This window comes from Luteolibacter sp. LG18 (genome assembly GCF_036322585.1).
GTDB lineage: Bacteria > Verrucomicrobiota > Verrucomicrobiia > Verrucomicrobiales > Akkermansiaceae > Luteolibacter.
In genome coordinates, this window is sequence record NZ_AP024600.1 from 2635255 (window position 1) to 2649473 (window position 14219).

The following is a 14219-nucleotide window of genomic DNA, read 5'->3' on the forward strand; positions in this document are numbered from 1 at the left end:
GAAGTGGGACGGAGATCAACGTGAGGAGAGAAGAAGGGATTCGACGAGCGGGGCCTGTTCGGGGGTGTCCAGGCCGATGGAATCGTCTTCGGTGATGAGCACCTTGATGCGCGCACCGTTTTCGAGGGCGCGGAGTTGCTCCAGGGACTCGGTTTGTTCAAGCACCGATGGAGGCCAGGTGACGAAGCGTTCGAGGAAATCGCGCTTGTAGCCGTAGAGCCCCTTGTGCCGGTAGACGGCGAGCCCCGCCGGCACGGTGCGGCGGTAGGGGATCGGGCTGCGGGAGAAATAGAGCGCGTGGCCGGTGGCATCGAGCACCACCTTCACGACGTTCGGGTCGGAGATCGCCTCCTCATCCTCAATGACATTCGCCGCGGTGGCCATCGGCAGCTCCGGATCGGCGATCATCGCGGCGGCGAGGTCGTCGATCAGCGCGGGGTCGATCAGCGGCTCGTCGCCCTGGATGTTGATCACGTGGGTGGCCTGCGGCAGCGCCTTCACGGCCTCGGCGAGGCGGTCGGTGCCGGTCGGATGGTCCGGCGAGGTCATCAGGACCTTGCCGCCGAAGGAAAGCACCGCGTCGCGGATGCGGTCGTCATCGGTGGCCACGTACAGCTCGTCGAGCTTGGTGCAGCCGAGACAGCGCTCCCAGACATGCTGGATCAGCGGCTTCCCGGCGAGAAGGTGGAGGGGCTTTCCGGGGAAGCGGGAGGACCCCCAGCGGGCTGGGAGGATGCCGACAAGATGGAGGCCGGAAGAGGAACGGTTCACGCGGGACGCGGGAAACTAGCCGGGGGGGGAGGGGCCGGACAAGAGTGGTTTGAAAAAAACGCTCCAGCCAGCCTAGGACGGGGGATTGTCGATGTGCGCCAGCGCCTTCTGGTAGCTCGCGTTCGCCAGGAAATGGCGGAGCTGCGGGTCGATTTCCGTCCGGTGGGCCGCCGTCCAGGCGGTGATCGCCTCGGAGGCCTCGCGCAGCGCGTCGAGGTGGGCCGCCGGGTCGCGGTCGCGCCAGGCGTGGTCGTTGATCACCGCCAGCCGGTGGAGCAGCAGCGTTTGGAGTTCGGATTGCATGGTGCGAACGTGGACGAAACCGGCCCGCCCGGCAACTGCGGCATCGACGCTCGCCGGATCGGCCGCTAGAGCCCTGTTGGAAATGGGTAATTACTGGATCGATGGCCTGGTGCTGCTGGCGTATTTCGCGCTCATTCTCGGCATCGGCCTCTCGCAGCGGAGCAAGAGCGGCAGCATGGAGGGCTTCGCGCTCGGCGACCGCCAGATCGCGTGGTGGGCGGTGCTCGCCTCGATCCTCGCCGCGGAAATCAGCGCCGGCACCTTCTTCGGCGCGCCGGGCGAGGGCTACGCGTTGCGGAACTTCACCTACGTCCAGCTCATCGTCGGCTACCTGCTCGCCCGCGTGGTGGTCAGCGCGGTGTTCATCCCGGCTTTTTACAAACACAACGTTGTCAGCATCTACGAGTTCCTCGGTCAACGCTTCGGCCCGGTGACCCACCGCGTTTCCTCCGGCGTGTTCCTCGTCACCCGCCTGCTCGCCAGCGGCACCCGGCTGTGGGTGCCCACCATGATCCTGGTGCTGATGTGGCACCTCCATCATCCGGACCAGGGCATCTCGCCTTCCACCGAGTTCTGGCTCACCGCGGTCGCGCTCGTCTTCGTCACCCTCGCCACCGCCATCTACACGACCGTGGGCGGCATCCGCGCCGTGATCTGGACGGACGTGATCCAGATCATCGTGCTGGTGTGCGCGCTCGGTTTCTCGCTCACCTACCTGCTCGGCCACATCCCCGGCGGCTGGGACGGCGCCAAGGCGGTCCTCACCGGACCGAAGGACCTGGAGGTCTGGGACACCGGCCTGAAGGCGGGAGCCGGTTTCTGGGAAAACGTGAAGGGCGTGCTCGAGCAGGAATACACGCTGTGGGCCGCCTTCCTCGGCTCCACCTTCGTGACCATGGCCACCCACGGCACCGACCAGGACATGGTGCAGCGCATGCTCACCGCGAAGAACAAGCGCCAGAGCGCCGTGGCCACCATCCTCTCCGGCCTCGCCGACGTGCCGATCACCCTCGTCGTGCTCGGCATCGGCATCCTCCTCTACGTCTTCTATCAGCAGCATCCGGACCCGCTCATGCCGCTCAATGCGAAGGGCGAGGTCTCGCCTAACAAGGTCTTCCCGCACTTCGTTCTAACAGTGATGCCCGCGGGCCTGCGCGGCCTCGTCGTCGCCGGCGTGCTCGCCACCACCATGGGCTCGCTGAGCACCGCATTGAACTCGCTGGCGACGAGCTACGTGAAGGACTTCCACTTCCGCTGGTTCGGTGAACCGGCCGATGACAAGGGCAAGGTCCATGCGCTGCGCCTGGGCACCGTGATCTTCGCCGTGCTGCTCATTTCCGTGGCCCTCGCCACCGCATGGGTGAGCGCGCACAACCCGAACCTGCGCATCCTGCCGATCATCCTCGGCATCTTCGGCTACACCTACGGCTCGCTGTTAGGCGTGTTCATGACCGGCCTCTTCACGAAGACCCGCGGCAGCGATCAAGGCAACGTCATCGCCATGCTCGCGGGCTTCATCGTGGTGGCGTACTTGTCGGGTCTCGATACCGATGTCGCCGCGTTGTTTGGTGCGAAATCGGTTACGCGTCCCGCGTGGATGCCGGTCATCGAATTCCCGTGGCGCATCATGTTTGGAACCCTCGTCACATTCGCCGTTTCGGTCGCTTTCCGGACCCCGGAAAGGGCCTCAAAAATTTGAAACGGATTCGTCACGATTCATTCCGTTTGTTTCCAAGGGGATGCGTAAAATCCTGGGTTGGAGAGCTCTGGTGATAGTTCGGCGATGCGAAATAACGGGCCGGTCAAGTTCTAAAAAATTTTCGCCGTGGAACGCTTGTGGAAAGTGAAAAGCGGCATCCATCGGTTGGAGGGTCGTAAAATTTTTATCCAACAGGGCGCCGGATCAGGTCATGGTCTCCAAGCGCGGCGGTTGCCAGCCACGGGGTTGGAACCGGGCCGCGCGAAACAGTGAGACACCCGACACGACGACAACATGATGGCACAGGAGGCAGTGGAAACGATGCATGAAGGCGCAACCGAAACGTTCACGGAAAGCCACGATGGTGGAGCCTGGGACCTCATTTGCGGTGACCTGCAATCCATGGTCAGCCGCGATGCCTTCCAGCGTTGGTTCCGTGCCGCGCGCATGACGTCCTGCGAGGACGGTGTCGTCACCATCGGTGTCCCCGGTGAGATCCACCAGGTGTGGATCGAGACCAACTATCTCCCCGAGCTGACCTCCGCCGTCTGCGCCCGCATCGAGGGCGTGCACGAGGTCCGCGTGACCATCGGCACCGAAGAGGTCGCCCCGGCCGAAAAGGAAGCCGCCAGCGATGAGCCGGCCGCCACCTACACCCGCCCGGACGAGCCCGGCGCGTTCGAGAAGCGCATCAAGGCCGCCGGCCTGAATCCGAACTACACCTTCGAGCGCTTCGTCGTCGGCAACAACAGCCAGTTCGCCCACGCCGCCTGCGAGGCCGTGGCGAAGCGCACCGGCGTCGGCTACAACCCGCTCTTCATCCACGGCGGCCCGGGCCTCGGCAAGACCCACCTGATGCAGTCCATCGGCCAGGAGTGGCTGCGCCGCTACCCGTCCTCACGCGTCGTCTATCTCACCTGCGAGAAGTTCACCAACGAGTTCATCGACGCCGTCCGCCGTGGCGACATCGAGAAGTTCCGCCGCCGCTACCGCAGTGCGGACGTGATGCTCATCGACGACGTCCAGTTCCTCGCCGGCAAGGAGCGCTCCCAGGAGGAGTTCTTCCACACCTTCAACACCCTGCTCGATGGCCGCCAGCAGGTCGTCCTGACCTGCGACCGCCCGGCCTGCGAGATCAAGAACCTCGAGCCGCGCCTCGTCTCCCGCTTCGAGTGCGGCCTCGCCGTCGAGCTCCAGCCGCCGCAGATGGAGACCCGCATGGCCATCCTCCGGAAGAAGTCCGAGGAGTGGAAGGTGAAGGTCGATGGCTCGATCCTCCGCTTCCTGGCCGAGCGCATCGGCACCAACGTCCGCCGCCTGGAAGGCGCGCTCATGCGCGTCGCCACCTTCGCCTCCCTCGCCGGGGAAAGCGTCAGCGTGGACAAGGTCGAGCACCTGCTCCGCGACCTGCTCCGCGAGGAGGCCAGCCGCCAGATCAGCATCGATTCCATCCAGAAGGCCGTGGCCGAGCACTTCGACGTGCGCCTCGCGGACATGACCAGCCGCCGCCGCCCCGCCAGCATCGCGCTGCCCCGCCAGGTGGCCATGTATCTGAGCCGGAACCTCACCAAGGGCTCCCTGATGGAAATCGGCGAGGCCTTCGGCGGCCGCGACCACGGCACTGTCATCCACGCCTGCAAGAAGATCAACGACCGCATCGGCAAGGAACCGGGCATGCGCGAGACCATCGCCCGCATCGAATCCCAGCTCCGGCGCTGAAGCCGGCCGGAAACCCGGTTCGGAGGCCTCCGGTGGAAATCACAAAAATTTCCGCCGGGCGCGCGGTTTCCGGGGCTCCTTTCCGCCCCGGCGGCGCTGGAACCCTGATCCTGCAATCCCTTAAAATTTTGTGAATTCCGGAGCAGGTCCGGGAGCGATCTCCAACAGGTCCGAATCGCTCACAGAAGTCTTGCAAACGGATGGCGAAATCGGAAACGTGTCCCCCAACACGCCCGGTTTCTCCCGATCATGAAGTTCCGAATTTCCAAGGAAGCGTTCCTCGACGGCCTGCAGAAGGTTCAGCACGTCGTCAGCACGCGCACCACGCTGCCGATCCTTTCGAACGTTCTGCTGGTCGCCAGCAACGGTCGCCTGCAGTTCACCACCACGGACCTCGATGTCGGCATCACCGGCTCGGTGGAAGCCCAGATCGAGCGGGACGGTGCCACCACCCTCCCGGCCAAGCGCCTGGTGAACATCGTCCGCGAGCTCCCGGCCAGCGAGGTCGAGGTCTCCGTGGACGCCAAGAACGTGGCCTCCATCCAGAGCGGCCCGTCCTTCTTCAAGATCATCGGCCTCAGCCAGGATGAGTTCCCGCCGCTGCCGGACTTCGGCGGTGCCAAGGAATTCCGCATCCCGCAGATCGTCCTGCGCGACGGACTTCGCAAGACCTCCTACGCGATCTCGACCGACGAGACCCGCTACGTGCTCAACGGCATCTTCACCTCCTTCCGCGAGGGCAAGCTCACGCTCGTCGCCACCGACGGCCGCCGCCTCGCGATGATGGAGAACGACCTCGAGTTCCCCGCTTCCCACGAAACCGACGTCATCATCCCGACCAAGGCCGTGCAGGAACTCCAGCGCCTCCTCGGCGATGCCGGCGACGTGCTCGTCCGCCTCAGCGAGAGCCAGATCTCTTTCATCGTCGGTGAGAGCCTGCTGGTCAGCAAGCTGATCGAGGGCAACTACCCGAACTACCGCCAGGTGATCCCGGGCGACTCCACCGAGCGCGTGCCGCTCAACCGCGAGGCGATGCTCGAAACCGTCCGCCGTGTTTCGCTGCTGTCCTCGGACAAGTCGAACTCCGTGAAGCTCGTCTTCGGCGAGAATCAGATCGAGGTCACCGCGAACTCGCCGGACGTCGGTGAAGCCCGCGAGTCCATGGACGTCGCCTACACCGGCAAGGCCATGCAGATCGCCTTCAACCCGGACTTCCTCAAGGCCCCGCTCCAGAATCTCGACGCGGAAACCGTCTACCTCGACCTCATCGACGAGATGAGCCCGGGCGTGATCCGCATCGACGGCAGCTTCCTCTACGTGCTCATGCCGATGCGCGTCACCGGAGGCTGATCCCCGGCCCATCGAACTTCAGCGAAAAGCCCGGTCCACGCGAGTGGCCCGGGCTTTTTGTCGGGGCTGTCCTTGTTAGAACGTCACCTCGTGGGCCTGCCCCTGTGGCTTGCGGCCTTGGTAGATCGTCTTGCCCGCCGTGTCGGTGGCGGTCACCTCGATGTCCTGTCCCTGGCGGCGGACCGTCAGGTTCCACAGTCTCCCGGACGAACGGACCTTTTCCAGTGATGCCTGTGGCCACGCCGCCGGGAGCTGCGGGGTGATGAGGCACTTGTTCAGCCCGGTCGGGCGGATGCCCAGCACCCCCTCGGTGAAGATCCGGCAGTAGAGCGCGGACTCGGCGGCGAGGTGACTCTGCCCGGCCTCCGGCCAGGCCTCGATCGGGTAGGGGGCATGCGGTCCGAGCAGCCGCTGGCGCGTGTAGCGGGTCAGGTAGTCCAGTCCGCGGGCGGTGTCCCCGGCGATGAACGCGCCGCGGAGTCCGTACAACGTACTGCGGTCCCAGTAGGTTTTCGTGCCCGCTTGGGTCAGGAGGCCGTCCTGCGTCCACAGGCGGTCGGAAAACAGGGCCTTCAGCGTGCCTTCCCGCCGCTCCGTGATGCCGCACACCAGCGGCACGCAGATCCACGAGCGCAGTACGTCGTTGCCATCGTAGTAGCGGTAGGTCTCGTAGCCTTCGACGGTCGCGCCGAAATAGCGGTTGGTCGCTTCCTTCAGGGCCGCGGCTTGCTTCACGTACGTCGTGGCCATTTCCGCCGGTTTCCCGAGATCGCGGGCGAGCGCCGCCGAGGAGAGCAGGGCGTCGTGATAGAGGGAGGCGGTGCACAGGTTGGCCTTGCCGGCGGGGAAGCGTCCTTCGAGCTCGTCGCTATCGGATTTCGGCACGCCTTGCTCGTTGAGCTGGCGGCGGGTGTATTCCAGGCACCACTCGATCAGCGGCCACACCTCCTTCGCCTGCTCGGGATCGCCGCAGGCCAGTGCCCAGCGGGCCGCGCCGTAGGCGGTCATCGCGGCGTCACCCCGGTCGCCCGCGCCGTCCCAGATGTCCCGCCCTTCCGCGATGATCGACGATGGGAGCCGCTTGTAATCCGGATTGAGGAACTTCGCGTAGAGGGCGAAGCAGTTGCGCGCGCTCTCCCGGGCGGAGGGATCATCGAGGAACGCGAAGAACGGGTTCGCATACTCGTTCTGATCGTTGCACCACAGCGCCGCCAGGAACTTGTTGCGTCCGCCCGGGCCGTGCATCAAGCCGCCGCGGGTGGCGTAGATGCTCTCGGTGGTCCGGTACTTGGCCTGCCGGAACATTTCATCGAGCGCCGGATCCGGGGTCTTCAGGATCATCAACCCTGCCAAGCGATCCCGCATCGATTCGCGGGCCGCCTTCTCCGCGAACACATCCGGAAACGGGAATGGCTCGCCGTCCTTCACCGCGGTGATGCACAGCCCGCCACGCGCGGTCTCCCCGGGTGCCAGCAAGGTGGTGCCGGCCCCGATCCACTGGCGTTTTACCTGATAGACGCCCCACTTGCCCTTCTTGCCATCGGTGGCGGTCTGCTCGCTCCAGTTCGGCTGGGTCAGGGTGACCGCCTTGGCGGAGCGGTTCGTCCACTCGTAGGTCTCGATCATCGAGGGTTGCTCGTTCGACGCGAAAAGGGTGCGGCTGAGCTCCAGCGGTCCCTGCCTGCCGTGGAAGGTCACGATGCCGTCGATCGAAACGCGGTCGATCACCGCGGTCGGGGCCGGTGCACCGTCGAGAGTGATGGTCGGCTCCTTCCCGGTGCCCAGGTCCACCTGCAGGGCGGCGTGGGTGTTGTCGGGCAGCGTCCGGAGCATCGGCCAGCGCACGCTGCGCGTGAGTTTCAGGTGTCCTGTGGCATCGAGGTCCCAGTTGGTGATCGCGTCCACGGCCTTGCCGCTTTGCTCGATGTGGTCGCCGAACGGAAGGTGGCCCGGCTGTACTTCCCAAACGAGGCCGCCCTTCGGCGAGAGGGTCCATTGGGGAGCCGCCCGCGCGGTGGAAAGCGTGAGCAGGGTCATGGCAAAGAGGTGGTGGGGCCGGGGCATGATGCGGGTCGTATTCGGGGAATCAAAGCGGACCGCGGCACGGGAGGGAAACCCACACATCCGGGTGTGTCTCCTAGCCGATCGGGTCCGAGTCCGTCACTGGATACGTCCCGGCAACGCCGGACCCTCGCACAAAAAAGCGGCCGAGGGGATGCCTCGGCCGCTTGGGGTGATTCTGGTTTCAGGCGGGGGCTCCCACCACCGCGCCGGGCAGGGGTCCGTCTTCGTCGGTGGAGCTGCCATCGGGCCGCTTCGGCGCTTCCTTCTTCCGGTATTCATCCGGGATGGAGGGCGGCTTCGGCGAGGACGGCGGATTCTTCATCGAGCCGCTCTCGATCAGGTCCTTGATGTGCTCGGCGTCGAGGGTCTCGTATTCCAACAGCGCTTGGGCGATCAGCTCGAGCGTCGTGCGGCGGTCCACCAGCAGGCGCTTGGCGTCGTCGTAGGCATGGTCGATCAGGCCCTTCACTTCGTCATCGATCAGCTTGGCGGTGGCGCCGCTGTAGCTGGAGCGTCCGCGGGACATGAAGGAATCACCTTCCGCCTCGCCGTATTCCACCATGCCCAGCTTGTCGCTCATACCCCACTCGCACACCATCTTGCGGGCGATGTGGGTGGCCATGCGGATGTCGCCGACCGCGCCGTTGGTGACGTTGCCAAACACGATCTCCTCGGCCACGCGACCGCCCATGGCGACCACGAGTTGGTCGAGCAGCTCGGCCTTGCGGTAGGTGAACTTGTCCTCGGTCGGCAGGAACATGGTCGAGCCGAGCGACGGGCCACGCGGGATGATGGTGACCTTGTGGAGCGGATCGGTGTGCTCGAGGATCTCGTTGAGGATCGCGTGGCCGGCTTCGTGGTAAGCGGTGTTCTCCTTCTCCTTGTCGGAGAGGGCGAGCGAGCGGCGCTCGCGGCCCCAGCGGACCTTGTCGCGGGCTTCCTCCATTTCGGCGAGCGTCACCGCGGACATGCCCTTGCGGGCGGCCAGCAGCGCGGCCTCGTTGATCAGGTTCGCCAGCTCGGCGCCGGAGAAACCGGGCGTGCCGCGGGCGATCACGCCGAGGTCGGTGTTGGCGGCCAGCTTGATCTTCTTGATGTGGACCTTGAGGATCTCCTCGCGGCCCTTGTAGTCCGGCAGCGAGACGGTGACCTGACGGTCGAAGCGGCCCGGGCGCAGCAGCGCGGGATCGAGCACGTCCGGACGGTTGGTCGCGGCGATGATGATCACGCCTTCCTGGGTGTCGAAGCCATCCATCTCCACGAGAAGCTGGTTGAGCGTCTGCTCGCGCTCGTCGTGGCCACCGCCCATGCCGTGTCCACGGTGGCGGCCCACGGCGTCGATCTCATCGATGAAGATCAGGCAGGGCGCGTGCTTCTTGCCCTGCTCGAACATGTCGCGGACGCGGGAGGCTCCCACGCCGACGAACATTTCGACGAAGTCCGAACCCGAGATCGAGAAGAACGGCACATCCGCCTCGCCGGCGATCGCGCGGGCGAGCAGGGTCTTGCCGGTGCCCGGAGGGCCGACCATCAGCACGCCCTTCGGAATCGAGCCGCCGAGCTTCTGGAACTTGCGCGGATCGCGGAGGAAGTCGACGATCTCCCACAGCTCTTCCTTGGCCTCCTGGATGCCGGCCACGTCCTTGAAGGTGACCTTGTTGCGGTCCATCGTCAGCAGGCGGGCCTTGCTCTTGCCGAAGGACATGGCGCCGCGGCCGGCGGCCTTCATCTGCTGGCGGAAGAGGAAAACGAGCAGCAGCACCACCAGCAGCACCGGTAGGAAGGTGAAGATCGCGCTCTTGAGGATGTCCGGGTCGGTTTCGTAGGTGCCGTAGGACTTCACCAACTCGGAAAGGTCGTCGCCGAGCAGGGCCACCAGCGTGTTGACCTCGAACTGGCGCGGCTCTTGGACCTTGCCGTCGATTTTGGCGATCTCCCAGTTCTTCACTTCCTTGCGGATGCCGGTCAGCGCCGCGTTGCCGCCCACGGTGGCCGTGGTGAGGGTGAGCGGGCCGTTCGGATCGTTCGGCGCGATTTCACCCAGCGAGAAGGCCTTGCGGAACTCGGCGAAACTGAGCACGCGGGTAGCCGGGTCCTCGGCTTGTGCGGGTACATCTCCGGTGACCCGGCGCATCGGCACATGGTCGCTCTTCAGCAGCTTGAGGTCGCCCTCATCCACCGTCTGGTTCGCGAGCACCTTGAAAGCGTAGTCCTCGGTCTGGGCCTTCTCCGGGCGGACCAGTTTCGGCTGCATCCAGCCGGTAATCAGCGCGTTGGCGTAGGACTCCTTGGTGACGATCTTGAAGGGGTACTTCTTCTGGTCGTTGAGGATCACGCGGCCCTGGTCCCAGGCCTCGCGGAATTCCGGATAGGCGATCGTGCGCGAACTGCCCCCTAGATTCGGGTTCAGGAATGCGACGCCCAGGATCAACAGGGCCACCGTCAGGAAAATGAGCAGCTTCCAGTTGAAACCGGTCGGTTCACCGGGGCGGTTCGGGCCCTGCGGTGGTCGGGAGTTCTGAGGATCGGACATGATTGGGCGTGGGAGCGCGGCCTCTCGTGGCCGGGTTCGCGTGATAGTAGCACGTACCTGGCCGGGTGCAAAAGGCGCGACAGGGTAAATCTACGGTTGCAAAAGGAAATCCCTTTTTTCCCGCCCGGAATCGGGCCTCCGGATGCGGCAGGCTTGCCCTCCCCGCGGACTCCGTCGAGCATCCACCGCGTGGAACCGAATCAACCGCCCGGAAGGGACCCCCGCAGCGCCGCGACCGGCTGGATGCGGTGGACCCGTTGGCTGCGGGTGATTCCCGGCATCGGGCGGCTCCGCTCGCTGCGCCCCGGTACCGGGGCCCACGTGGGCGTGCTGGTCGATGCCTTCGCCGCCTTTGCCACCCTGGATGACGAACTCAGCACGCTGGAGGCCGATCTGGTGCTCGATCTACTCCGCAGCGCCTTCCCGGATGTCGACCACGGCTGGCTGGCCCGCCGCCTCCAGCGCGCGGTGAAGAGCCCCACCCCCCTGCACACCATCGCCGGGGAGATGAAGAATTTCCTCGATGACACCGGGAAACTGGCCGTCGGCCTGCAATTGTTCACCTTGGTGGACGCCGCGGGCCGCTCCGAGCGCAGCCGCGCCAGCTTCGAGCGCTTCATGCGCCGTCTGGGCCGGCCGGACTATGGCCTCGCCATTCTCCGGGAAATGCGCGGCACCGAGTTCGCGGACCAGCCGCCGTTCGACCGCCTGGTGTTCGGTGGGGAAGGGGCGGACGTGGTGCTCCCCCCGGCCGCGCGGGACCATTCGTTCCGCGTCTACCGCACCGGTGACCTGATTCTGGTGAGAAACATGGGGCCCGCTCCCCTGTGGATCCGGGGCCGCTCGTTGGAGCCCGGGGCCTTCCTGCGGATGCGCGAGCGCCAGCCGCTGGTGATCCCCGGCTGGACCCTCACCCATGAAGACCTAGTGTTTTTCCTGGATGTGGGCCGCACCGAGAACCCGCCGTCGATTTTCATCGAGGCCCACGACGAGGGCTTCGCCGCCGAGCGCACCCGCAGCCGCCAGAGCTTGGTGCGCGTCCGGTTCGGCTTGAACGCCGAGGTGGAGGCCTTCCGCGACACCACCCTCCACGCCGGCAGCCGGGGAGCCCTGACCAAGGGCGATGTCATCCATTGTCAGAACCACGAGCGTCTCAGCGACGACAAGGGGTTCAGCGTGTCGATCGACGAACTCCGCCGCCGTGCCATCCATGCCGGCCGCCGCTTCCGTCTCGCCAGCGACCGTCAGGAATACCTCGTTTCCAATGACCCGACGGCCCTGTCCCGTGGCGACCTCCTGTTGGGGCCGAAGCTGGCGCCCCGCGTGGTCATGTTCATCCGTTTCGATGAACAGCGCGCCGAGGGCATGTTGGAATTGCGGGAGTCCGAGGGGCCGGTCTCGGTGGACGGCATCCCGGTCCGCGGCAATGCTCCGCTCAACGATGGTTCGCTGATCCGCCTCTCCGGCAGCCAGGCGGTGCGCTGCCGCTTCAGCGAGGGCTTCCTCGACGAGGAAAGGACGCAGATCGAATCGCTGGTGGCGGAAGACGTGATCCACGACTTCGGCCCCGGCTCACGCGCGCTGGACAATGTCAGCTTCGATATCCGCCGCGGCGAGATGCTTTGCATCATCGGTCCCAGCGGTAGCGGCAAGAGCACCTTGCTGTCGGTCCTTTCCGGCCAGTTGGAGCCTTCGCGCGGACACATCCGCATGAACGGCATCGACCTCTACGAGCACCGCGAGCGCCTGGTGCCGTTCGTGGCCCACATGCCGCAGGAGGAAGCGCTCAATCCCCAGCTCACCGTCCGCGAGCAGCTCCGCCACGCCACTACGGTGCGGCGGCCCGCGCTTTCGCTCGCGGAGCACGAGCGCCGTGTGGACAGCGTCCTCGCCGAGCTCGGTCTCCAGCCGATCGCCCGCCGCCGTGTCGGCTCTCCCGGCGAAAAGACCCTTTCCGGTGGCGAGCGCAGCCGCTTGAACCTCGGTCTCGATCTGGGCAGCCGGGCGGAGATCTTCCTCTTCGACGAGCCGATTTCCGGCCTGTCCTCGAAGGACTCCGAGCATGTCGCGGAAACCCTGCGCTCGCTCGCCCGCGACAAGATCGTGGTGGCGTCCCTGCATCGCCCCGGTGCCACCGTGCTGCGGTTGTTCGACAAGGTGCTGCTGCTGGATAGCGGCGGCCGCATCGCCTTCTTCGGCACCCCGCAGGCGATGGTCACCTATTTCCGCGAGGCCTGCGATGAGCTCGCGATCTCCCATCCGGCCGTGATCGCCCGCACGCCCCTTGGCGCGGATTTCGTCTTCGACGTGTTGGAAACCCCGCTCAGCGCCATCGGTGGCGGCTTGAACCCGGTGGCGGCCCGGCGTTTCCCACCTTCGTTCTGGCAGGAACGCTTCGAAAGCCTCGCGCTGGTCAAGTCGCTGGCTCCGGGCGAAGGGGCGCCGCAGCGCCTTGGCGATGCTCCCTCGCCCGACCTGCTGCCGGTCCCGCCACGGCCCGCCCGCCGGTTCCAATCGCTTGTCGCGCTCTTCGCCACCCATTTCCAGCGCTCCCTGCTCTCGAAGATCCGGAACCGCGGCACGCTCTACTCCACCTTCCTCGAGGCTCCGTTGCTGGCGATGCTCATCGGCATCACGCTGCGTTCCTCTCCGAAAGGCGGATACGAGTTCAACACCGCGCTCCACATCCCCGCCTATCTGTTCCTGAGCGCCACGGTGGCGATGTTCCTGGGGTTGACGAATTCCGCCACCGAGATCCTGCGCGACCGCCCGCTGCTGCGGCGCGAGCGGAACTGCCAGCCCGGCGCGGGCCTCTATATCTCCGCGAAGCTCTGCGCGCTCGGGCTCGTGGCCGCGGCCCAGTGTCTCGCCTACCTGCTGATTGCGAACCCGATCCTCGGCATCCGCGGCATGCTTTTCGACCACTGGTTCTGGCTGACCCTTACCGCGTGGACCGGCACGGGCCTCGCGCTGGTGGTGTCCGCGCTGGTGAAAACCGAGCGCGCGGCCCTCACCTCCGTGCCCCTGTTGCTGGTGCCCCAGATGCTGTTGGCCGGCGCGCTCGTGCCCTACCGGGAAATGAACCGCGGGCTCTTCTGGTCGAATGCTCCGGCCGCCCCGGTGGTCTCGCAATCGACCGCCCCGGGCAAGGACGGTGCGGATGACGATGTCACTTCCGATAAATACTCCACCCGCGAACGCGGCGGCGCTCCGGTGCCCGCCATGTTCATGCCCCTGCGGCATTCCTACGAGGCGCTGGTGGTCGATCAGGCCACCCGCAATCCTTTCGAGTTCGAGCGATACCGCCTCCAGCGGCGCATCGAGATCATGAAGGACTTCGACAAGTCACTGCCGAACGACGTGGCCGACCGTTTCGACCTCATGAAGGAAGGCCTGCGCCGCCTGTTGGCGGCCGGCGCGCGGAATCCCGACGAGGCTGCCGACTTGCTGTCCCGCATCACCCGCATGGCGAAATCGGGCACCCGCTTGGAAGTCCAGACCATGAAAGTGTGGCCGGATGACGACACCGGTGTGCGTCCGGCGTCGGAATTCTTCGTCAACGAACGGATCGATCTCCTCGTCCGCGAGGCGGAAACCTTCCGCAACGACTACCGCAACAAGACCGACCGCAACGTCTTCCTCGCCCTGAAGAAGCCGGTGTTCGGCGCGCTGGTGGACACGCTTGATTTCTCCGCCGCGCTCCAGCTCCTGATCGTGTTCGGGTGCGGTACCGCGGCCTCGCTGATCCTCGCCGCGCAGAACCGTCGGACCCGCTGACCG

8 protein-coding genes are annotated in these 14219 nt (G+C 65.8%); 4 read left to right on the forward strand and 4 right to left on the reverse strand.

The features are described 5' to 3' along the window. Positions 1-15: 15 nt before the first annotated feature. Together kdsB and llg_RS10985 are read right to left on the reverse strand one after the other, a co-directional pair. On the reverse strand, positions 16-771 hold the full coding sequence (gene kdsB, locus llg_RS10980) for a 3-deoxy-manno-octulosonate cytidylyltransferase (protein WP_338289957.1): 756 nt from the start codon (positions 769-771) through the stop codon (positions 16-18). Positions 772-843: 72 nt separating this feature from the next. Continuing rightward, positions 844-1074 (reverse strand): hypothetical protein, encoded by a 231-nt coding sequence (locus llg_RS10985; RefSeq protein WP_338289958.1) that lies wholly within the window; start codon positions 1072-1074, stop codon positions 844-846. Between the two features lie 82 nt (positions 1075-1156). On the opposite strand from llg_RS10985, the gene llg_RS10990 reads away from it, so the two are divergent. The 3 genes from llg_RS10990 to dnaN all read left to right on the forward strand — a co-directional run bounded on the left by llg_RS10990 (position 1157) and on the right by dnaN (position 5842). Further along, positions 1157-2773, forward strand: coding sequence for a sodium:solute symporter (locus llg_RS10990; protein WP_338289959.1), 1617 nt, complete (start codon positions 1157-1159; stop codon positions 2771-2773). A 321-nt stretch (positions 2774-3094) separates the two neighbouring features. Further along, positions 3095-4492, forward strand: a complete 1398-nt coding sequence (dnaA, locus tag llg_RS10995) for a chromosomal replication initiator protein DnaA (RefSeq protein WP_338289961.1) — start codon at positions 3095-3097, stop codon at positions 4490-4492. A gap of 249 nt (positions 4493-4741) precedes the next feature. Next, positions 4742-5842, forward strand: a complete 1101-nt coding sequence (gene dnaN / locus llg_RS11000; RefSeq protein WP_338289962.1) for a DNA polymerase III subunit beta — start codon at positions 4742-4744, stop codon at positions 5840-5842. 75 nt (positions 5843-5917) lie between these two features. Here dnaN and llg_RS11005 read toward each other — a convergent pair whose 3' ends face one another. Beyond that, complete coding sequence (locus tag llg_RS11005; RefSeq protein ID WP_338289963.1) at positions 5918-7879, reverse strand: hypothetical protein; 1962 nt, start codon at positions 7877-7879, stop codon at positions 5918-5920. A gap of 208 nt (positions 7880-8087) precedes the next feature. Beyond that, on the reverse strand, positions 8088-10439 hold the full coding sequence (gene ftsH / locus llg_RS11010) for an ATP-dependent zinc metalloprotease FtsH (RefSeq protein WP_338289965.1): 2352 nt from the start codon (positions 10437-10439) through the stop codon (positions 8088-8090). 243 nt (positions 10440-10682) lie between these two features. Between ftsH and llg_RS11015 the strand changes: the two genes are divergently transcribed. Then, complete coding sequence (locus llg_RS11015) at positions 10683-14216, forward strand: ATP-binding cassette domain-containing protein (protein ID WP_338289966.1); 3534 nt, start codon at positions 10683-10685, stop codon at positions 14214-14216. Positions 14217-14219 lie beyond the last annotated feature (3 nt).